This is a genomic window from Hymenobacter sp. DG01 (genome assembly GCF_006352025.1).
Classification (GTDB): Bacteria; Bacteroidota; Bacteroidia; order Cytophagales; family Hymenobacteraceae; genus Hymenobacter.
Window position 1 is genome coordinate 1,060,326 of the sequence record NZ_CP040936.1, and the last position, 18,132, is coordinate 1,078,457.

At 58.4% G+C, this 18,132-nt stretch carries 20 protein-coding genes; 12 read left to right on the forward strand and 8 right to left on the reverse strand.

The genetic code is table 11. The features are described from left to right. Positions 1 to 16: 16 nt before the first annotated feature. From FGZ14_RS04450 to FGZ14_RS04460, 3 genes are all read right to left on the reverse strand, one after another. The gene (locus FGZ14_RS04450; RefSeq protein ID WP_139921623.1) at positions 17 to 442 is read right to left on the reverse strand and encodes an STAS/SEC14 domain-containing protein; all 426 of its coding nucleotides are present in this window, start codon (positions 440 to 442) and stop codon (positions 17 to 19) included. A gap of 36 nt (positions 443 to 478) precedes the next feature. Beyond that, the gene (locus FGZ14_RS04455) at positions 479 to 808 is read right to left on the reverse strand and encodes a hypothetical protein (RefSeq protein WP_139921625.1); all 330 of its coding nucleotides are present in this window, start codon (positions 806 to 808) and stop codon (positions 479 to 481) included. Between the two features lie 198 nt (positions 809 to 1,006). After that, positions 1,007 to 1,507: a hypothetical protein gene (locus FGZ14_RS04460; RefSeq protein ID WP_139921627.1), complete on the reverse strand. Its 501-nt coding sequence runs from the start codon at positions 1,505 to 1,507 to the stop codon at positions 1,007 to 1,009. Positions 1,508 to 1,625: 118 nt separating this feature from the next. Here FGZ14_RS04460 and FGZ14_RS04465 point away from each other — a divergent pair, with 118 nt between their 5' ends. Further along, entirely contained in the window at positions 1,626 to 2,603 is a 978-nt protein-coding gene (locus tag FGZ14_RS04465) for an NAD(P)H-quinone oxidoreductase (protein ID WP_139921629.1), read from the forward strand. 116 nt (positions 2,604 to 2,719) lie between these two features. After that, a complete protein-coding gene (locus tag FGZ14_RS04470) occupies positions 2,720 to 3,379 on the forward strand; it encodes an NAD(P)H-binding protein (protein WP_139921631.1) in 660 nt (219 codons plus the stop codon). 71 nt (positions 3,380 to 3,450) lie between these two features. On the opposite strand, the gene FGZ14_RS04475 is transcribed toward FGZ14_RS04470, so the two are convergent. Together FGZ14_RS04475 and FGZ14_RS04480 are read right to left on the reverse strand one after the other, a co-directional pair. Further along, complete coding sequence (locus FGZ14_RS04475) at positions 3,451 to 4,074, reverse strand: thioredoxin family protein (protein ID WP_139921632.1); 624 nt, start codon at positions 4,072 to 4,074, stop codon at positions 3,451 to 3,453. 112 nt (positions 4,075 to 4,186) lie between these two features. After that, a complete protein-coding gene (locus FGZ14_RS04480) occupies positions 4,187 to 4,678 on the reverse strand; it encodes a TlpA disulfide reductase family protein (RefSeq protein ID WP_139921634.1) in 492 nt (163 codons plus the stop codon). Positions 4,679 to 4,859: 181 nt separating this feature from the next. Between FGZ14_RS04480 and ispG the strand changes: the two genes are divergently transcribed. The 5 genes from ispG (at position 4,860) to FGZ14_RS04505 (ending at position 8,780) form a co-directional block, all read left to right on the forward strand. Continuing rightward, a complete protein-coding gene (ispG, locus tag FGZ14_RS04485; protein WP_139921635.1) occupies positions 4,860 to 6,917 on the forward strand; it encodes a (E)-4-hydroxy-3-methylbut-2-enyl-diphosphate synthase in 2,058 nt (685 codons plus the stop codon). Positions 6,918 to 6,991: 74 nt separating this feature from the next. Continuing rightward, positions 6,992 to 7,291 carry a hypothetical protein gene (locus FGZ14_RS04490; RefSeq protein WP_139921638.1) on the forward strand — a complete coding sequence of 100 codons (300 nt, stop codon included), beginning with the start codon at positions 6,992 to 6,994 and terminating at the stop codon, positions 7,289 to 7,291. 32 nt (positions 7,292 to 7,323) lie between these two features. After that, entirely contained in the window at positions 7,324 to 7,656 is a 333-nt protein-coding gene (locus FGZ14_RS04495) for a hypothetical protein (RefSeq protein WP_139921640.1), read from the forward strand. Positions 7,657 to 7,688: 32 nt separating this feature from the next. Further along, the gene (locus FGZ14_RS04500; RefSeq protein WP_139921642.1) at positions 7,689 to 8,384 is read left to right on the forward strand and encodes an epimerase; all 696 of its coding nucleotides are present in this window, start codon (positions 7,689 to 7,691) and stop codon (positions 8,382 to 8,384) included. Between the two features lie 75 nt (positions 8,385 to 8,459). Further along, positions 8,460 to 8,780, forward strand: coding sequence for a hypothetical protein (locus tag FGZ14_RS04505; protein ID WP_139921644.1), 321 nt, complete (start codon positions 8,460 to 8,462; stop codon positions 8,778 to 8,780). A 99-nt stretch (positions 8,781 to 8,879) separates the two neighbouring features. Here the strand turns inward: FGZ14_RS04505 and FGZ14_RS04510 are convergent, their stop codons facing one another. Continuing rightward, positions 8,880 to 9,335 carry a nuclear transport factor 2 family protein gene (locus FGZ14_RS04510; protein ID WP_139921646.1) on the reverse strand — a complete coding sequence of 152 codons (456 nt, stop codon included), beginning with the start codon at positions 9,333 to 9,335 and terminating at the stop codon, positions 8,880 to 8,882. 201 nt (positions 9,336 to 9,536) lie between these two features. On the opposite strand from FGZ14_RS04510, the gene FGZ14_RS04515 reads away from it, so the two are divergent. The 5 genes from FGZ14_RS04515 (at position 9,537) to FGZ14_RS04530 (ending at position 13,584) form a co-directional block, all read left to right on the forward strand. Further along, positions 9,537 to 11,303, forward strand: coding sequence for a long-chain fatty acid--CoA ligase (locus tag FGZ14_RS04515; RefSeq protein ID WP_139921648.1), 1,767 nt, complete (start codon positions 9,537 to 9,539; stop codon positions 11,301 to 11,303). Positions 11,304 to 11,503: 200 nt separating this feature from the next. After that, positions 11,504 to 11,677, forward strand: coding sequence for a DUF6728 family protein (locus FGZ14_RS21675; RefSeq protein ID WP_180754489.1), 174 nt, complete (start codon positions 11,504 to 11,506; stop codon positions 11,675 to 11,677). Positions 11,678 to 11,762: 85 nt separating this feature from the next. Next, positions 11,763 to 12,146, forward strand: coding sequence for an MmcQ/YjbR family DNA-binding protein (locus FGZ14_RS04520; RefSeq protein ID WP_139921650.1), 384 nt, complete (start codon positions 11,763 to 11,765; stop codon positions 12,144 to 12,146). A 272-nt stretch (positions 12,147 to 12,418) separates the two neighbouring features. Then, positions 12,419 to 12,862 (forward strand): Rrf2 family transcriptional regulator, encoded by a 444-nt coding sequence (locus FGZ14_RS04525; protein ID WP_139921652.1) that lies wholly within the window; start codon positions 12,419 to 12,421, stop codon positions 12,860 to 12,862. Between the two features lie 71 nt (positions 12,863 to 12,933). Further along, positions 12,934 to 13,584, forward strand: a complete 651-nt coding sequence (locus FGZ14_RS04530; protein ID WP_139921654.1) for an NAD(P)-dependent oxidoreductase — start codon at positions 12,934 to 12,936, stop codon at positions 13,582 to 13,584. Positions 13,585 to 13,816: 232 nt separating this feature from the next. On the opposite strand, the gene FGZ14_RS04535 is transcribed toward FGZ14_RS04530, so the two are convergent. Both FGZ14_RS04535 and FGZ14_RS04540 read right to left on the reverse strand, forming a co-directional pair. Beyond that, a complete protein-coding gene (locus tag FGZ14_RS04535; RefSeq protein WP_139921656.1) occupies positions 13,817 to 16,777 on the reverse strand; it encodes a leucine--tRNA ligase in 2,961 nt (986 codons plus the stop codon). A gap of 146 nt (positions 16,778 to 16,923) precedes the next feature. Beyond that, complete coding sequence (locus FGZ14_RS04540) at positions 16,924 to 17,919, reverse strand: hypothetical protein (protein WP_139921658.1); 996 nt, start codon at positions 17,917 to 17,919, stop codon at positions 16,924 to 16,926. Between the last annotated feature and the right edge of the window lie 213 nt (positions 17,920 to 18,132).

Here is an 18,132-nt window from a genome sequence, read left to right on the forward strand (position 1 = left end):
CGGGGGTAGGGGCTACCTAGCGGGTAACAGAATGCTGCTGAGCTTCACGAAGCCACTGCTGGGCCTCATCGAGGCGGGCGAACATGCGCATGTGTAGGCGGCCTCCAATTCCCAGAAACATAGATTGGGCCGACTGTGCGGCCATGGTTTCGGGGCTTACTACGTGGGCAAAATGGGTGAGGCCCTGGCTGCTGGCCCGGGGCGCCCAGTCGGAAGCAATCCATTCTACGGCATGGTCCCAGGGGCCAAGTACCTGGCGGTTATCGTTGAGCAGGTAGGAGCAGGCGTTTTCGCGCAGGGGATGCAGGCAGGCATCGGCGCCCGCTATTACGCCCACGTAGGTCTGGTAGCCAAGCCAGTTATTGTACACCCATTGGGTAGTGGCATCATACTCGGTGGTAAAGTACACTTTCCCAAAGCCATTGGTAAGTTCTGTGCGCATGCAAGCAAACTCGGAAGAGAAGAAAAAAGCCTGGTGTTAATCAGCCCGGTGTTTTGCCTCCGCCGCCAGTACTTTATCCAGTACCAGCAGCATCTGGTCAATCAGCAATTGCCAGTCGGCGGGCTGGCTCAGGTGCAGGCGGCCCTGTACCAGCTGCTGGTGCAGGGTATCGAGGTAGGCGAACTGCTGGCGCAGGGCCGGGCCATCGAGGTGCAGAAACCGGCCGTAAGGCAGGGAGAATATCTCGTCGATAAAGAATTGGATGGCCTGCTGCAACTGCTGCTGATCGTGCGGGCGGTCCTGGTGCAGGGACGGAAGCTGGTCGCGCAGGCGCTGGAGCTGGCTAACGGGCAGAGAGTGATTCATGTAGGTAGAAAGACGCTAAGCGCGGCAGCGCCCACAGAGGTGATACGATATAGCCTAATAGCTATAAACTATGTACGCAAATTCCTTGAGAATAGTCAAGATGGCGCAGTAAGTGACGTAGTCTGAAGCGCTTATGGGGAAATACGGCCGCGGCATCCCATGCCTGAGCGAAGCGTTTCTTGCCCGGGCCCGGCTCCATCAGGCGGAAAGCCGGGGTGGCAGGGGAGTATCATCGGGCAGAAGCTCCACGCCCGTGCCGTGGTCGGGGGCGAGGCGTTTCCAGGTGGCGCGCTTAAGCTCTTCGAGGCGCTGGAGTGCGTCCTGCACGGTAGTATGCTCTTTTATTTTGTCGAATATTCCCAATTTCTGTCCGGCTTTCAGCAGCTGCTCCAGCACTACCGGCAGCACCCAGCCCACTACACTGGAGGCCAGGGCGCCGCGCAGCCCCAGGCGCACCAGCAGCCGGGCCGTCATGCGTTCCAGCAGCAGGGTGCGGGCGGCGGGCAGGGCTTTGTTGGCGAGAAAGTCGCGCACGAGCTGTACGTTGCCCTTCTGTACTTCGGCCCGCAGCACCTCCTGCACCGACTCCAGGGCTGATTGGGCAGCCTTGCGGAACAACCGGCCGGTTTGCCAGGCCGCCAGGCCGGTGAGCTGGCCGGCTGTGCGCAGGAAATGCGGAAGCAAGGAAATGTTCTTCATGCTGTAAGAAACGCAAAAAACCAGGGAAGGGTAAGAAGGCAAGGTATTAGCCAAGGCCCACCCATCAAACTTCCGGCGTACTGGCTCGTTACTTTCGTGTCCCTGTCTTTTTCGACCCATGAACGCCATTGTTATTACCCAGCCCGGCGGCCCCGAAGTGCTGGAGCTGCGCCAGCTGCCCCAGCCCGCGCCGGCTCCGCACGAAGTGTTGATTAAAGTAGCCGCCGCCGGCGTAAACCGGCCCGATGTGCTGCTGCGCCAGGGCAAGTACCGCGGCAGCGGAGACGTAAGCGGCCTGGTGCCGGGCCTGGAGGTAGCGGGCACGGTAGCCCAGTGCGGCGCGGCCGTAACCCGGTGGCAGCCCGGCGACGCGGTGTGCGCCCTGCTGGCCCAGGGCGGCTACGCCGAGTATGCCGCTGTGGATGCCCGCCATTGCCTACCCCTGCCCACCGGCTGGACCCCAACCCAGGCCGCCAGTCTGCCTGAAACGGTATTTACGGTGTGGCATAACGTTTTTGAGCGGGGGCAGCTGCAGCGCGGCGAAACGCTGTTGGTGCACGGCGGCGGCAGCGGCATTGGCGTCACGGCCGTGCAACTGGCCCGCGCCCTGGGCAGCCGGGTAGCTGCTACCGCCGGCTCCGCCGAGAAATGTGCCGCTGTACGCGCCCTGGGGGCCGAGTGGGCCATCAATTATAAAGAAGAGGACTTTGAAGAGGTGCTGGCCGAAGTCGGTGGGGTAGATGTGGTGCTGGATATGATTGGCGGCGACTACACGCCCAAAAACCTGCGCCTGCTCCGCGACGACGGCCGGCTGGTGTTTATCAATGCCATGCAGGGTAGCACCGCGGCCTTCAACGCCCTGGAAGTAATGGCCCGCCGCCTGACCATTACGGGCAGCACCCTGCGGCCCCGCTCCGCCGAGTTTAAGGCCGCCCTGACCACGGAAGTGGAGCGCCACGTCTGGCCCCTGCTGGCGGCCGGCAGCGTGCGGCCCATTATTCATGCCACTCTGCCGCTAACCCAGGCCGCCGATGCCCACCGCCTACTGGAAAGCAGCGCCCACATCGGCAAAATTGTGCTGACAGTGCCCGGTTAGGAAGGGCTGTTGGCGCGCTGCGTGTGCCGCTACCCCATATAACCCGGCATGCGGCAGAAGCGTTGAGCTTCTGCAAAGCGGCTTTCTGCTTCGCCAACCTCCTATTTTTCTTTTGTATGCCTACTGCTCTGCTTATCGGCGCCACCGGACTGGTTGGCGACCACCTGCTCCGGCAACTACTGCTCGATGAGCGGTTTGATCGTCTGAAAGTGTTTGTCCGCCGCCCCACGGGCTACCAGAGCGCTAAGCTGGAGGAACACGTAGTGAATTTCGACCAGCCCCAGGCCTGGAGCGAGGCCCTGACCGGCGACGTGTTGTTCTCCACGCTAGGTACTACCCTGCGCCAGGCCGGCAGCCAGGAGGCTCAGTACAAGGTCGATTACACGTATCAGTACCGCACGGCCCAGGCTGCTGCTGCCAACGGCGTGTCAGCCTTCGTGCTGGTTTCCTCGGCCGGAGCTGATGCCGACTCTTTTGTGTTTTACAATCGGATGAAGGGCGAGTTGGAGCGTGATATCAAGCGCCTGCCGTTCCAGCGCATCCGGATTCTGCAGCCCGGGGTGCTGGCCGGCGGCCGCCAACAGGTGCGGCTGGGCGAGAAAATAGGGTTGGTGCTGGCTTCGGTGGTAGGGGCAGTGCCTCCGCTGCGGGCCTACCGCCCCATTCATGCCCGCGTGGTGGCCCAGGCCATGATCAACGCCGCCCTCGACGAAGCCCCCGGCGTCAGCACCGACACGCTGGGCGGCGTGTTCACGCGGGCCGGAGAAACGGCGTAACTCGTCACTTGTGTACATTAAAAAGCCCGCTACCTAGCGGGCTTTTTAATGGTTAGTAATGGCAAACGAGGCTAGGCCCGCTTCCACTTGATGGTGCAGCCAATGGCTTTGGTAGAGTTTACCGAGGCGGGCTTACCGGCTATGATGTCGGTCATGGCATTTTCCAGGTACTTGGTCTTCACCAGCTTGGCGTCCTCGGAGTTGTCATCAATGGCCCCGATGTAGCTCACCACAAAGTCGTTGCCCTGGCGGGTGAGCACGTAGAGGTGGGGCGTGCGGGTAGCGCCGTACTGCTTGGCTACCTGCTGGGTTTCGTCCTGGAGGTAGGGGAAGGCGTACTTCTTGTCCTTGGCCCGCTTCTGCATGTCGGCGAAGGAGTCGCCGGGGGCTACGGCGGGGTCGTTGGGGTTGATAGCTACCACGGGGTAGCCCTGAGCCGCGTACTTGGTGTTTAGGTCGATGATGCGCTGCTCATAGGCTTTGGCGTAGGGACAGGTGTTGCAGGTGAATACCACGATGTAGCCTTTGGCGGCCTTGATATCGGCCAAAGACACCATCTTGCCGTCCACGTTCTTGAGCTTGAAGTCGGTGGCTTTATCACCCACTTGGTAGCCCTCGGCCACCGGCCGAAGCATGATGAAGCTGCTCAGGGCCAGCACCAGGCAAGTCGCCAGAAAAGGAAGAAGCTTTTTCATAAGATGACTGGAAAAAGTGAAGAAGGAAGGTTTAGGGTGTCATTCCAATGCAGGAGGAATCTGGAGTAAGCTGTTGAAGGAAACCCAGGTTCCTCCTGCATTGGAATGACAGTTATTTCACGAACGCCTGCAGCTGCTTTTGCAGCTCCTCGGCCGACATTTCCTGCTCAAACGTGGCGCGCTTGCGCTTAGCGTTGTTCAGGATGATGGTAAACGGCAGGGCCCCGGTCCATTTGGTATCTACCTTGTCAAGATAAGTGTTCGGGTCGGTTTCATTGAGTAGCACCACTTCCGATTTCAGACCCCGCTTCTGCACAAAGGGTTTTACTTTTTTGTCGAGCTGGGAGGCGTAGTCCATGCTCACCAGCAGCACTTTTACTTTCTGCTTGGCGTAGGTAGTCGTGAGCTGGTCGAAGTGGGGCAGCTCCTTCACACAGGGGGCGCACCAGGTGGCCCAGAAATTCACTACGTAGGTCGTGTCAGTGGAGCGGCTCAGGCGCTTCTGCAGCTCTGGCAGCTTAATAACGTCCACTTTCTGAGCCTGTCCGGGCAACGCTAGGAGGAGGAAGGCAGCGGCCAGCACAAGAAATTTCAGTTGGTTCATGATAAAAGGGTAGGAGTTATAGTAAAGACAGTTGAGCCAGCCAGAAGTTGCGGCTAGCTAAACGAGTATAAAGGCTCTTCGCGTCTTGGCGTTGAATGAGCCGTGTCATTTCCTACCCCTATGTTGAGCACAATCCTTGCTTACCTTTGTTATTCCTCTGAAAAAGCCTCCCCATCGGGTTATGAATAAGATCTATTGCCCCAGCCTCACCGAATATAAGCGCCGTTTGTCCCGCGAAGTCCAGCTCGGCGACCTGCCCATGGGCGGGCTCAACCCCATTCGGGTGCAGAGCATGACTACCGTGGACACTATGGATACGCTGGGCTCGGTGGAGCAAACCCTGCGCATGGTAGAGGCCGGCTGCGAGTACGTGCGCATTACGGCCCCCAGTGTAAAGGAGGCCCAGAACCTGCTGGAAATCAAAAAGGAGCTGCGCAAGCGCGGTTGCAACGTGCCCCTTATTGCCGACATCCACTTCACGCCCAACGCTGCGGAGCTGGCCGCCCGCATCGTGGAGAAGGTGCGCGTGAACCCCGGCAACTACGCCGACAAAAAGAAGTTCGACGTTATTGAGTACACCGATGCTACCTACGCCGCCGAGGTGGAGCGCATCCGGGAGCGGTTTCGGCCCTTGGTGCAAATCTGCAAGCAGTACGGCACGGCCATGCGCATCGGCACCAACCACGGCTCCCTCTCGGACCGCATCCTGAGCCGCTACGGCGATACCCCGCTGGGCATGGTGGAGTCGGCGTTGGAGTTTCTGCGCCTCTGCGAGGAGGAAAACTACTACAACGTGGTCTTGAGCATGAAGGCCAGCAACACCCAGGTGATGGTGCAGGCCTACCGCCTGCTGGTGCAGAAGCTCGATGAAGAAGGTCTGCAGCCCTACCCCCTGCACCTGGGCGTAACCGAAGCCGGCGAGGCCGAAGACGGCCGCATCAAGTCGGCCGTGGGCATTGGCACCCTGCTGGAAGACGGCCTCGGCGACACCGTGCGCGTGTCGCTCACCGAAGCGCCGGAAGCCGAAGCCCCCGTGGCCCGCGCCCTGATTGACCGCTACACTACCCGCGCCCAGCAGGCCAAATCTATTGCCCCACTAACCGAAGACTTTACTTCGGGAGCTACGGCCGGGGCGCACGAGTTCAAGCCCGAGCTAATCAGCAACGACGCCGCTCTGTTGCCAATTGATCCCTTCCAGTACCACCGCCGCGTTACGCGCGAGGTGATGAACTTGGGCGGACAAAACGTGCCGCGGGTAATGGCCGACCTCTCGCGCCTGCCGGGCCTGGAGTACGCCGACCTGCGCGCCGCCGGCCACCTCTACTCGGCCTTCCTCGACAAGTTCCAGATGAACGACCTCGGGGCCGACTACGTGTACTCGGGCCAGCGGCCAATTCCATTCATGTTGCCCAACGGCCTGAAAGAGGTAGTCGATTACACGGCTTGGCTAGATGGCGGCCAGCGCCCCGAGCACTACCCCGTGCTCACGCCGGCCGAGTACGCCGCGGCCGGCGCCTGGCACCCGGAGCTGAACTTCGTATTCCAGAATCTGGCTTCACTGACACCCGCGGCCCTGGAACAACTGCGCGCCGATGCTACGGCCGTACTCATCCTGCACACCGATAACGCCCACGCCATGCCGGAAATCCGGCGTGCCTTCTTCCGGCTGATTCATAGCGGCGTCACGAACCCTGTACTCATCAACCGCCAGTATCCGGCTCTCACGCCCGAGCAAACCCAGCTCTACGCCGCCACCGACGTAGGCGGTCTGCTCCTCGACGGCCTCGGCGACGGGGTAGTGCTCAGCACGGAGCTGCTGCCGGAGCGCCCCAAAGCCGAGTGGCTCCAGGTCATCGATCAATTCAACCAGCTCTCCTTCGGCATCCTGCAGGCGGCGCGCACCCGCATGAGCAAAACGGAGTACATCAGTTGCCCCAGCTGCGGCCGTACCCTGTTTGATCTGCAGGAAACCACCGCCATGATTCGCAAGCGCACCGACCACCTCAAGGGCGTGAAAATCGGCATCATGGGCTGCATCGTGAACGGTCCTGGCGAAATGGCTGATGCCGACTACGGCTACGTGGGTGTGGGCAAAGGCAAAATTGCCCTCTACCGCGGCCAGGAAGTCATCAAGAAATCCGTGCCCGAAGAACGCGCAGTAGATGAGCTGATTGAGCTAATGCGCGAGGATGGCCGCTGGATCGAGCCCGTGCTGCTGGAAGAGCCGGTGGTGGGGTAAATGAGGAAGCAACCTGACGAAAACGGGATTGGGCTGCAGGGTCCAATCCCGTTTTTTGCTAACTGAGCATATCTATGCTGGATTTTTATTTGATTCCCGACAGCCAGAACCTTTCGAGCAAAGGCTTAACGCTGGAGCGTATTGGCGGTATTGAATACGAGATGTTTGTCGAACTGCAAGCTGCTGGAATTATAGAATCACGGCTTGATTACTATGGTAAATTTCGTTGGGGTAATGATTTGATTATCAGCAAACAACAGCAGTTGCGTCAGTTGCCTGCAACGGCCGTGAGCCTAGGCACGCAGGTTGCGTTCTTGGCGCTTCTTCAACAGGCAGCGCAGGTGCCTTGTGGCTTGCTGGCGGAAGGAGATTGACATACAAAGTCACTTTTATTATTCTTTTGTAGATGAGCCTTAAAATTCAGCTGTTTGCTGGTCCGGCCCTCTTAGGAACTATCGAAGCAAAAGTGGTAGATGTTTCGATGGGGGTAATTGGCGGCACCCTAAAGCCATCGGATACTTATTACACAAACTATCAGTCTTTCTTCCGGGCACACCTAAAAACACCCGACTGGGAAGGTCTTGCGGCACTGGAGCTGAAAGCTATTTCTTCATTGACTGGTGAAATCACCGCAGTAGGAGGAATAGATATTACTGATATAGAAGGTTTTGATGAGGTTGATGCCAATGTCTGCGGGATTGTATTTCAACAATTAAACCTGCTATTCCCTGCCGCCTAAAACATCCGCGCCGCTTATCCGTCCTCCCCACCATGAAACTACGAGTAATCATCACCGGCACGACCGGCATGGTGGGCGAGGGTGTGCTGCTGGAATGTTTGAACAACCCGGAGGTAGAGCAAGTGCTGTCCGTGAGCCGCAAGCCCAGCGGACGGCAGCACCCGAAGCTGCGGGAAATCCTGCACGCTGATTTCCAGGACCTCACGCCTATTCAGGACCAACTGGCGGGCTACAACGCCTGCTTTTTCTGTTTGGGCGTGTCGTCGATGGGGATGAAGGAGCCAGAGTACCGCCGTCTTACCTACGACCTGACCCTGCACTTTGCCCAAACGCTGCTACCCCGCAACCCCGGTTTAACCTTCTGCTACGTGTCGGGCGCCGGCACCGATGGCACCCTGAAGAGCCGGCAGATGTGGGCGCGTGTGAAAGGAGAAACTGAAAACGCCCTGCTACAGCTCGGTTTTCAGGATGCCTATATGTTCCGGCCGGGCTTTATGAAGGCCACGCCGGGCCAGCAGCACGTGCTGTCATACTACAAGTATTTCGACTGGCTGTACCCGGTGCTGCGGGCCGTAACGCCCAAGTACGTTTCCACGCTGGCCGAAGTGGGGCAGGCCATGCTGCGGGTGGCCCAACATGGGTATCTGCGCAAGGTGCTGGAAGTGCCGGATATCGTGGCGCTAGCCAACCTGCAGCAGCGGCAGGGTTCACCGGTTTCGGAGGGGTAGGGCCGTGGCAGAGAACTATGCGTATATTCTTCTGGCCCAACCTTCTGCGAAAGATTAGAAGCCGGCCCAGAAAGCATGCACCAGCGCCCTCTACATCTACCAGAACTTGGCCTGCTGATTTATCTGCTGCGCGGAGCCCCGGAAGCCGAGCACCTGCTGGCGGCCCTGCATACGGTACAGGTTACGGAGGCGTCAGCCGGCGCAACTAGCAGCCTCCGCTTCTTCAGCGCTACCCCTAATCGGCGCCTCGGCCAGCAGCTAGCCACTACCCAATTCCTCGACGCAGATGGCGTTCCGGTTCTGGTGTCGCTGTATTTAGATCAGGCTGGTGAGCTATATGAGCTGGATTGCTGGAAAGTAGATGACACACCAGTAAAGCGCATACCAGCTTTCTGAGCCTTCTTTTCAGCTTTTGTTTCGAGTATTCTGCACATTAAGCATAGACGAGGAATATGGGTAAGCGTCTCATGACGAACCCATATTCCTTGTCTATTCCTACTTGCACTTCTCCTTGCGGCGCGTGTCGATGACGTGAGCAATTTTCCAGCCGTCGGCCAGCTTTACCAGCTGAAACGAGTTGTAGCCGCAGTGGCTGAAGGTGTTGCCCAGGTAGAACTCGTAGGGCGTCCAGACGCTGGCCAGGTTAGCATCAATCAGCACTTTATCAAAGGTGATGCGCTCATCATAGACCTCCTGGTGCGGGGTGCCCACCATCTTCACGAAGCTCGCCGGATTATCGGGCCGTAGCTGGATTTGGCCGCCTTTGGTACTGATAGTATGAAACACGGCGCCGGGCGCCAGCGTGGCCCGTACCATGGTGCTGTCGCCCTTGCGCATGCCCTCAAAAAAGGTCTGGATGGTGCGCTTCACCGCCTCTGTTTCGTTGGCGGGCTTTTGGGCGAAGGCTGGGGCAGCGGCAGCCAGCAGGCAGGGGAGTAGCAAATGTTTCATGGGGTAGGGAAGTTAGGTAGAGGTAGAGACACAGAAGGTCTGCCTGGCGTTGCGGACACCAACAAGCGCAGCTATCAGGCTTGAAGTGAGTTGCCGCTAGGCCAGTGGTAAAATTATGGGCTACCCCCTTGCAGCGGCTCAAACAGGCTATTTTTGCGGGAGCAAGGAATCCAACTGTAGCCCTTGCTCGTTTGCTTTTGCATGGAAATCCGCCGCACCTTCGACCTGCTACCCCACCTTATTGCTACCTCGCCCCAGGCCGATTGTCTGGTTGAAAAGAAAGCCGGCACCTGGCAGCCCCTGAGCACCACCCGCGTGCAGGAGCTGAGCAACCACGTTAGCCTGGGGTTGCGCCAGCTCGGCATTGGGCGCGGCGATAAAGTGGCTATTATTTCCGCCAATCGCCCCGAGTGGGTCATTGCTGACTTAGGCATTGCTCAGCTGGGGGCCGTGAGTGTGCCCATGTACCCTACCATTACGGTGGAGGACTACCGCCATATTTTTCAGGATGCGGGCGTGCGCGTGGTGCTGGTGCAGGATAAAAAGCTGCTGGCCCGGGTGCAGCAGGCCGTGGCGGGCCTGGCGCACGGCCCCGAGCACATCTTCACCTTCGACAAGCTGGAGGGGGTGGCACATTTTGGTGAGCTGCTGGCGCTGGGCCAGGGCGAAAACCCGGCGGAACTGGAGGCCCTGAAAGCTGCTGTGCAGCCCGATGACCTGCTCACCCTGATTTACACCTCCGGCACTACCGGTCGGCCCAAGGGCGTAATGCTCAGCCACCGCAACATCTTGTACAACTGCGAGAACCTGACCGGCTACCTGCCCATGTCGGCAGGCCAGAAGGCGTTGAGCTTTCTCCCACTCAGCCATATTTTCGAGCGCACCGCCACCTACCTCTACCTGCTGTTGGGCTTTAGCGTGTGGTACGCCGAGAGCGTAGAGCGCATTGCCGACAACCTACGCGAGGTGCAGCCCCAGGTATTTACCACCGTGCCCCGCCTGCTCGAAAAAATCTACGACAAGATTGTAGCCCAGGGCCAGAAGCTGGCCGGCGCCAAGAAAAAGCTGTTCTTCTGGGCCCTGAATCTGGGCCTGCGCTACGATACGCAGAAGGACCAGGGCTTCTGGTACAACACCCAGCTGGCGCTGGCCAACAAGCTGGTATTCAGTAAGTGGCGCGAAGCATTAGGCGGGCAGGTGCGCTACATCGTGAGCGGGGGTGGGGCCCTGCAGCCGCGCCTGGCGCGGGTGTTTTGGGCCGCAGGCATCCCTGTAATGGAAGGCTACGGCATGACGGAAACCTCGCCCGTAATTGCCGCTTCCCAGCCCGTAGCGGAAGGTAACTTTATCGGGGCAGTAGGCCCTGTCATTCCCGGAGTGGAGGTAAAAATTGCCCCCGATGGGGAAATCCTGACCCGCTCGCCCTCCGTGATGCAGGGCTACTACAACCGCCCCGACCTCACGGCCGAGGTCATAGACGCCGAAGGCTGGCTGCATACCGGCGACATCGGCGAGTTTATCCAGGGTATATTCCTCAAAATCACGGACCGCAAAAAGGAGATGTTCAAGACCTCCAACGGTAAGTACGTGGCCCCGCAGCCCTTGGAGTCCAAGATTTCGGAGTCGCCGCTGGTGGAGCAGGTGATGGTAGTGGGCGAGGGAGAGAAGTACGCGGCGGCTCTGTTGGTGCCAGCCTTTGCCGAGCTGCGGGCCTGGGCCAAAAGTCACAACCTGCCCACTGACCTCTCCGACGCCGCCCTAGCCGCCCACACCCAGGTGCAGCAGCTCTACGAGCAGCTCGTGCAGCAGGCCAACGCGGCCTTCGCCCAGTGGGAGCAAATCAAGAAAGTAGCCCTGCTACCCACCCTCTGGAGCGTAGAGTCGGGTGAGCTGACGCCCACTATGAAAGTGAAGCGCAAAATCGTGAGTCAGAATAATCAGCAGCGGATCGAGTCGCTGTTTCGGTAGGGCTAGTCAAACCGTTGTCCTTCCGAGCGGAGCGAAGAATCTGGGTCAATCTACTGTTAGGCTAGCCCAGATTCCTCGCTCCGCTCGGAAGGACAATGCCCTTCTTTCGACCCTCGATATAGGCGAATGAATATCTTGCGGATTGTAAATCTTTCTGCCCCGGCGGATGTTATTAAAGCGTACCAGACAGCACTCCCATCATGCGCAAAGACCTGTTTAACTTCGGTCCGGCTCTCGGTTACTTCTTCCGCAAGCCCGATCCTACCCGCCACACCAATTTCAACCTGCGCACCATGCACTTCATCAATAAGCTGAGCATGGCCATGTTCCTGGTGGGCTTTATCATTCTGCTCTACCGCTGGTTTCTCCGCTAGTTGCCAGCCTTTCTACTAGAAGACCGCCCGGCTCCTCTCTCCAGCCCGGCGGTCTTTTTTGCGTGGATGCGTTTACTTAGCGGCCATGAACATTGAAGACTTCCGCGACTACTGCCTGCTGAAAGCCGGCGTCACCGAAGAAACCCCCTTTGGGCCTGACACGCTGGTATTTAAAGTAGGAGGCAAGGTGTTCGCTCTTACCGACATCAACACCTTCGGCAGCATTAACCTGAAGTGTGACCCGGAGCGGGCCCAGGAACTGCGCGAGCAGCACGACTACGTGCTACCTGGTTTCCACATGAATAAGAAGCACTGGAATACCGTGCTCATGGGTACAGGCATTCCCGGCCGGCAGTTGCGCGAGCTGATTGATCATTCCTACGACTTGGTCCGCGCTTCCCTACCCCGGAAACAGCGAGAGGAGCTGGCCGCTGCTGAGCAGGAAGGGGAGTCGTCTTCGGAAATATAGATAGGAAGAAAGATTAGTGCCATCCTGAGCGTAGCGAAGGACCTTACCACGTCTGCATGAGGCGAAAGGCGACCTGTTCTGGCGTGATAAGGTCCTTCGCTGCGCTCAGGATGACAGGTGGGCTTGGTATTGATTATAACAAGTGCCTACTGCTTTTTCGTGAGCTTTTCAGCTTGCTCAAAACCTTGCTGTAACTATTGTGGTTACAGCTATATAGTTGCCCCGCCGCGCGGTAGCAATTACCAAGGCGAAGATGCCGCTTACCATCCATCATGCAGATTAGCAGCCGTTTCTCCGTCGCCGTACACGTTCTTTCCCTGCTGGCCTTGCAGCAGGAAGATGACGTATTGCTGACCTCAGAACGGATGGCGGGGAGCGTGAATACCAACCCCGTTGTGATACGGCGCTTACTAGGGCAGCTCAAAAAGGCGGGGCTGGTGGAAGTGCGTCCTGCTTCGGGCGGCACCTTCCTGACGCGCCAACCGGCGGCCATTTCTCTGCTCGATGTGTACCGGGCGGTAGAGGTAGTAGGGGAAGGACAGCTGTTCAGCGTTCATGACAAGCCCCTGCAGGCCTGCTTGGTAGGCCGCAATATTCAGTCGGCGCTCGATGCTACCCTGCAGCGCGCTCAAAACGCGCTGGAACAGGTATTGGCCGGTGTCACCCTGCAACAAGTCACCACCGAAATCATGTCGCAGGAAAACCTGAAAAATTAAATTTTTTTGCCCTGAACTGTAACAATGATAGTTACAGCCAGTTTCCGTTTCTCACTTCACTTACCTACCCCATGAAAATTGCCCTCATTGGTGCTACCGGCTTTGTTGGTCCGAAACTGCTGCGCGAAGCCCTCAACCGCGGTCATCAGGTAACGGCCATCGTGCGCGACCCCGCCAAACTCACCGAGCAACACGAAAACCTGACGGTAGTAACCGGCGACGTAAACCAGGTGGACGAGCTGGCCCAGCAGCTGGCCGGCCACGACGTAGTGCTAAGCTCCTTTAACGCTGGCTGGACCAACCCCAACCTGTACGAGGATTTCCTGCAGGGCTCCCGCAACATTCAAGCGGCCACCGAAAAATCGGGGGTGAAGCGCCTGATAGCCATTGGCGGCGCGGGCAGCCTCTACATCAACGGCCAGCAGTTGGTGGATGGCCCGGAGTTTCCGGCCAACATCAAGCCCGGCGCCACCGCCGCCCGCGACTACCTCACCGAGCTCAAGCAGAACGATACGCTGGACTGGACGTTCTTCAGCCCCGCCATTGAGATGCACCAGGGTATCACCACGGGCCGCACCGGGCACTACCGCCTCGGCACTGAAAGCCCCGTCTTCAACGAAGAAGGCCGCAGCGTCCTCTCCGCTGAAGACCTGGCCATTGCCCTCCTCGACGAGGTAGAACACCCCAAGCACATCCGCCAACGCTTCACGGCGGCGTATTAGAAACTAAAGCTAGAAAGTTAGTTCCCCTCCTCAGATGAGGAGGGGTTAGGGGTGGTTGATGAATGGTCGAACGATACTAGAGCTAGAAGCTAAATAACGTTCAACGAGTAGTCAACCACCCCTAACCCCTCCTCATCTGAGGAGGGGAACTAACTTTCTAGCTCTAGCTAGAAACTAAAAGGCCCACCAGAGAAATCCGGCAGGCCTTTGTTTTAACCAATGAGGGTAGGGGTTACACTACCACGTTCACCATGCGGCCGGGCACTACAATTACCTTCTTGGCTTCTTTGCCTTCGGCGTAGCGGGCCAAAATGTCGGTGGCACGTACGGCTGCCTCTATTTCGGCGGCGGTAGCGGTGGCCGGGAATTGCAGCTGCTCGCGCACCTTGCCGTTGATGGCTACCGGGTAGTTCACGGTATCTTCCACCAAGTATTCCTCCCGGAACTCGGGGTAGGAAGCCGAGCTGATGGAGCCAGCTTCATGACCGAGCTTCTGCCATAGCTCCTCGGCCAAGTGCGGGGCGTAGGGAGAAATGAGCACCACTAGCGGCTCGAGAACGGCGCGGTTGTGCGTGTTCAGGGCCGTCAGCTCGTTCACTGTAATCATCAGGGCGCTGACGGTGGTGTTGAACGAGAACTTCTCGATGTCTTCTTCTACCTTCTTGATGGCCTTGTGCAAGGCCTTCAGCTCAGCAGGTTTCGGCGTTTCGTCGGTTACGGCGAAGTCGCCGTCCTGGGGGTGATAGAGGCGCCAGAGCTTCTTGAGGAAGCCTGCTACCCCGCTCATGCCATTGGTGTTCCAGGGCTTGAACTGCTCCAGCGGCCCGAGGAACATCTCGTACAAACGCAACGCATCCGCTCCAAACTTCTCAATGAGCGTATCGGGGTTCACCACGTTGTACTTCGACTTCGACATCTTCTCTACCTCGACGCCGCACACATAGGTGCCATTGTCTTCGAGGATAAACTCCGCGTTGGCGTACTCCTCGCGCCAGTTTTTGAAGGCGTCAATGTCGAGCACATCGTTCTCCACGATGTTCACGTCAACGTGAAGAGGCGTAAAAGCAGGACTTCCAAATCCAACGCTGGCGAAGCTGTTGGAGTCTGATGAGCCGGGGGTGAGGTTCCGAAGAACTTCACGAAGTTTGGTGCGAAGAGGGCCTCTTTTGCTCTGCAATGCTTCTTCTAGTGAAACATCACGTATTTCATCGTAGATGCTTCTAGACACAAATACGTTAGGGCCACTTACCTTTTGAAGCTGCCCATTCTCGTCCGCTTGGCTATAGGCCAAATTCAACCGGTACACAAAGTTTGAGCGGCCCAGGATCATGCCCTGGTTGATGAGCTTTTGGAAGGGCTCATTGGCGGTTACCAGGCCGAGGTCCTTGAGGAAGAGGTGCCAGAAGCGGGAGTAGAGCAAGTGGCCCGTAGCATGCTCTGCACCACCTAGATATAAATCTACCTGCTGCCAGTACTGCTCAGCCTCCTGACCCACGAACCGCTCCTGGTTTTCGGGGTCCATGTAGCGCAGGAAGTACCACGAGGAGCCAGCCCAGCCGGGCATGGTGCTCAGCTCGTAGTCGTACTGGCCCTTGTACTTCCAGTCCTTGGCGCGGGCCAGGGGCGGCTCGCCGGTTTCAGTGGGCTTGTACTCGTCGATTTCCGGGAGTACCAGGGGTAGGTCGGCCTCAGCGACGCCGTAGGCCACGCCGTCCTTATAGTAAATCGGGATGGGCTCGCCCCAGTAGCGCTGCCGGCCGAAGATGGCGTCGCGGATGCGGAAGTTCACCTTGCCCTTGCCGATGCCGCGCTCTTCCAGCTGCTGAATGAGAACCTGGGTAGCTTCCTTGTAGCCCATGCCCTGGATGAGGCCGTGCAGGTAGGTGCCTTCCTTGGTGGGGTCGGCCTGCTCCTCAATCTGCTGTTGGTCAACTACCCGCACGATAGGCAGGTTGAAGTGTTTGGCAAATACGTAGTCGCGCTGGTCGCCCGAAGGCACGGCCATCACGGCGCCGGTGCCGTAGCCAGCCAGCACGTAGTCGGCAATCCAGATCTGGATGGGCTCGTTGGTGAAGGGGTTCAGGGCGTAAGCACCGGTGAAAGCGCCCGATACAGTTTTAGTATCGGCCATCCGGTCACGCTCCGAGCGGCGCTTGGTGGCGTCAATGTATTCCTGAATCGTTTCCTGCTGCTCGGGCGTGGTCAGTTCTTTAACCAACTCGTGCTCAGGCGCCAGCACCAGGAAAGTGGCGCCGTAAATGGTATCTACGCGGGTGGTGTACACCTTAATCTGCGCCTGCTTGTGGCCCTGCACCGAGAAGCTCACCTCAGCCCCAATGCTCTTGCCAATCCAGTTGCGCTGCATCTCCTTCACGGCTTCGGGCCAGTCGATGGTATCGAGGCCCTGAAGCAAACGGTCGGCGTAAGCAGTAATGCGAAGGTTCCACTGCGGCATCAACCGACGTTCCACGGGGAACCCGCCGCGCTCCGAAAGGCCATCTTTCACCTCATCGTTGGAAAGCACCGTGCCCAGGCCGGCGCACCAGTTGACATAGGTGTCTGACTGATAAGCTAGTCGGTAGGGGTGCACCGCCTGAAGCTTCTGCTTCTCGCTCCACATCTGCCACTGGCCGGCTGTGAAATCGTGGCGCTCTTCCTCGTCGCCGGCAGCACGTACGCCCTGGCTGCCGTTCTCGGCAAACTTATCGAGCAGGGTTTTCAGCGGCTCGGCGCTGTCGGTATCGAGGTTGTACCAGCTATTAAACAGCTTCAGGAAAATCCACTGCGTCCACTTGTAGTATTGTGGGTCGGAGGTACGTACCTCGCGGCTCCAGTCGTAGCTGAAGCCCAGGGAGTTAAGCTGCCGGATGTAGGTGTCGATGTTCTGCTCGGTGGTAATGGCTGGGTGCTGGCCTGTCTGGATGGCGTACTGCTCGGCGGGGAGGCCAAACGAGTCGAAACCCATGGGATGCAGTACGTTAAACCCCTGCAGGCGCTTGTAGCGCGACACAATATCGGAGGCAATGTAGCCCAGCGGGTGGCCTACGTGCAGCCCGGCCCCGGAGGGGTAGGGAAACATATCCAGCACGTAGTATTTGGGCTTATCCGGCTGGTTTTCAGCCTTGAAGGTATTGTGCTCTTTCCAGTGGGCTTGCCACTTCTTCTCGATATCCTGGGGATGGTAACCGGGCATGATGTACAGCTTCGTTGTCGCCGGCGAAAATACGGGCAATTGGCGGGAATGGCTAATGCTCCCCGATGCCTGGCTCAGTTGCGGGTTCTCCCAAGGGGTAGGAAACGGGCTTAACTGGGGCAGTGGCGCTATTATGAGGCTTTCTGTTACAACCCGGCGGTAGTGTAGCCTAGTACGGCCGTTTCGCCGGTATCAGACAGGACGAAGGATTCGCTGCTAGGAGCCATTTCGTAGCGCATCACCACGTCGGTTTCAAAGGCAATAAAATACCGGCACAGCAGGTCCAGTGCCCGCGACTGCCAGGAGGTAGTATCTAAGTACACCTCCAGTTCAAAGGTCGAGAGGTGAAGCAAGCGAATTTCCAGCGCCGGCAGGGTTTCCTGGTAGCCCCCGCTTAGCACGAAGTCGCGGCCCAGCTCGCCAAAGCCGAGGGCCGCGCCCTGGCTCGTTGAAGCCGCAGGTAAGGCTTCGGGGGCGAAATGCAGGGGGGCTATTGGGCGCAGGCGCACGGCCACGCCCAGAATGCTTTCAAAGACTTGTTGAGTGCGGGGCAGGTCGCCCACAATCCGGTGAGCCAGGGGGAGCAGGTAGAGCAGGGTAGCAATATGCTGGGCGGGCAGTTGGCGGTCCAGTTCCCAGAAGCGCGCCAGTACCTCGTTGTACCACTGCCCCGATATACTGGTCATGTAATGCCGCTCTTCTTCTTCCAGCAGCACCCGGAAGCGGTAGAACTCCTGCTCGAAAGGCGCGAAAAAGCGGCGCGTGGATTTTTCCCGGCGACGTTGGGCCTGAATGTCCTCTATCATGCTCCGCACACCCTGCTGGTTGGGGTTACCGGGCTGGTGGAATAGCTGCTGAGGTAAGGCGTCGTAGAGGCCTTCGCGGTGTACCTCCACCACGGTTTTAGGGTCTTGCCACCGCTCGGCCTGCTCCTCGCTTACTGTACCAATATCAGCCCGGTAGCGGCGGGCAAACAGGCTCACCGGCCGGATAATAAAGTCATTGAAGCGGTAACCATGGGCCAGCAAATCGCCAAGCACTACCTCCAGGCGCAGATCAAACCCTTGGCGACGCAGCTGCTGCAGGAGGGCCACGGGTGTAGCAGTTGGAGCCGAAGCAGGGGGTAGGGCGGCACGAATCAATCGGGTATCAAAATGAAATACATCCGCGCTGGGGTTTGGCATACTATCTTTTTTCTGACAACTTACAATCGATTGGCTAGTACTGAAAAAGCCGGAACCAACGCTCCGATTCTCTTAACTCAGGTAAGCGGAGTACGTTAATCAGGCTTTCAGGTCGTCAATATTATGCAATCGGCCAGAAGTTCGGGCGGCATTCTTTCCGCGCCGGCTTTC

What these genes read in the sequence shown, in the direction of transcription:
- FGZ14_RS04450 (WP_139921623.1), bottom strand. Translation starts at nt 442, where the DNA reads ATGCGCACAGAACTTACCAATGGCTTTGGGAAAGTGTACTTTACCACC.
- FGZ14_RS04455 (WP_139921625.1), bottom strand. Translation starts at nt 808, where the DNA reads ATGAATCACTCTCTGCCCGTTAGCCAGCTCCAGCGCCTGCGCGACCAG.
- FGZ14_RS04460 (WP_139921627.1), bottom strand. Translation starts at nt 1,507, where the DNA reads ATGAAGAACATTTCCTTGCTTCCGCATTTCCTGCGCACAGCCGGCCAG.
- FGZ14_RS04465 (WP_139921629.1), top strand. Translation starts at nt 1,626, where the DNA reads ATGAACGCCATTGTTATTACCCAGCCCGGCGGCCCCGAAGTGCTGGAG.
- FGZ14_RS04470 (WP_139921631.1), top strand. Translation starts at nt 2,720, where the DNA reads ATGCCTACTGCTCTGCTTATCGGCGCCACCGGACTGGTTGGCGACCAC.
- FGZ14_RS04475 (WP_139921632.1), bottom strand. Translation starts at nt 4,074, where the DNA reads ATGAAAAAGCTTCTTCCTTTTCTGGCGACTTGCCTGGTGCTGGCCCTG.
- FGZ14_RS04480 (WP_139921634.1), bottom strand. Translation starts at nt 4,678, where the DNA reads ATGAACCAACTGAAATTTCTTGTGCTGGCCGCTGCCTTCCTCCTCCTA.
- ispG (WP_139921635.1), top strand. Translation starts at nt 4,860, where the DNA reads ATGAATAAGATCTATTGCCCCAGCCTCACCGAATATAAGCGCCGTTTG.
- FGZ14_RS04490 (WP_139921638.1), top strand. Translation starts at nt 6,992, where the DNA reads ATGCTGGATTTTTATTTGATTCCCGACAGCCAGAACCTTTCGAGCAAA.
- FGZ14_RS04495 (WP_139921640.1), top strand. Translation starts at nt 7,324, where the DNA reads ATGAGCCTTAAAATTCAGCTGTTTGCTGGTCCGGCCCTCTTAGGAACT.
- FGZ14_RS04500 (WP_139921642.1), top strand. Translation starts at nt 7,689, where the DNA reads ATGAAACTACGAGTAATCATCACCGGCACGACCGGCATGGTGGGCGAG.
- FGZ14_RS04505 (WP_139921644.1), top strand. Translation starts at nt 8,460, where the DNA reads ATGCACCAGCGCCCTCTACATCTACCAGAACTTGGCCTGCTGATTTAT.
- FGZ14_RS04510 (WP_139921646.1), bottom strand. Translation starts at nt 9,335, where the DNA reads ATGAAACATTTGCTACTCCCCTGCCTGCTGGCTGCCGCTGCCCCAGCC.
- FGZ14_RS04515 (WP_139921648.1), top strand. Translation starts at nt 9,537, where the DNA reads ATGGAAATCCGCCGCACCTTCGACCTGCTACCCCACCTTATTGCTACC.
- FGZ14_RS21675 (WP_180754489.1), top strand. Translation starts at nt 11,504, where the DNA reads ATGCGCAAAGACCTGTTTAACTTCGGTCCGGCTCTCGGTTACTTCTTC.
- FGZ14_RS04520 (WP_139921650.1), top strand. Translation starts at nt 11,763, where the DNA reads ATGAACATTGAAGACTTCCGCGACTACTGCCTGCTGAAAGCCGGCGTC.
- FGZ14_RS04525 (WP_139921652.1), top strand. Translation starts at nt 12,419, where the DNA reads ATGCAGATTAGCAGCCGTTTCTCCGTCGCCGTACACGTTCTTTCCCTG.
- FGZ14_RS04530 (WP_139921654.1), top strand. Translation starts at nt 12,934, where the DNA reads ATGAAAATTGCCCTCATTGGTGCTACCGGCTTTGTTGGTCCGAAACTG.
- FGZ14_RS04535 (WP_139921656.1), bottom strand. Translation starts at nt 16,777, where the DNA reads ATGCCCGGTTACCATCCCCAGGATATCGAGAAGAAGTGGCAAGCCCAC.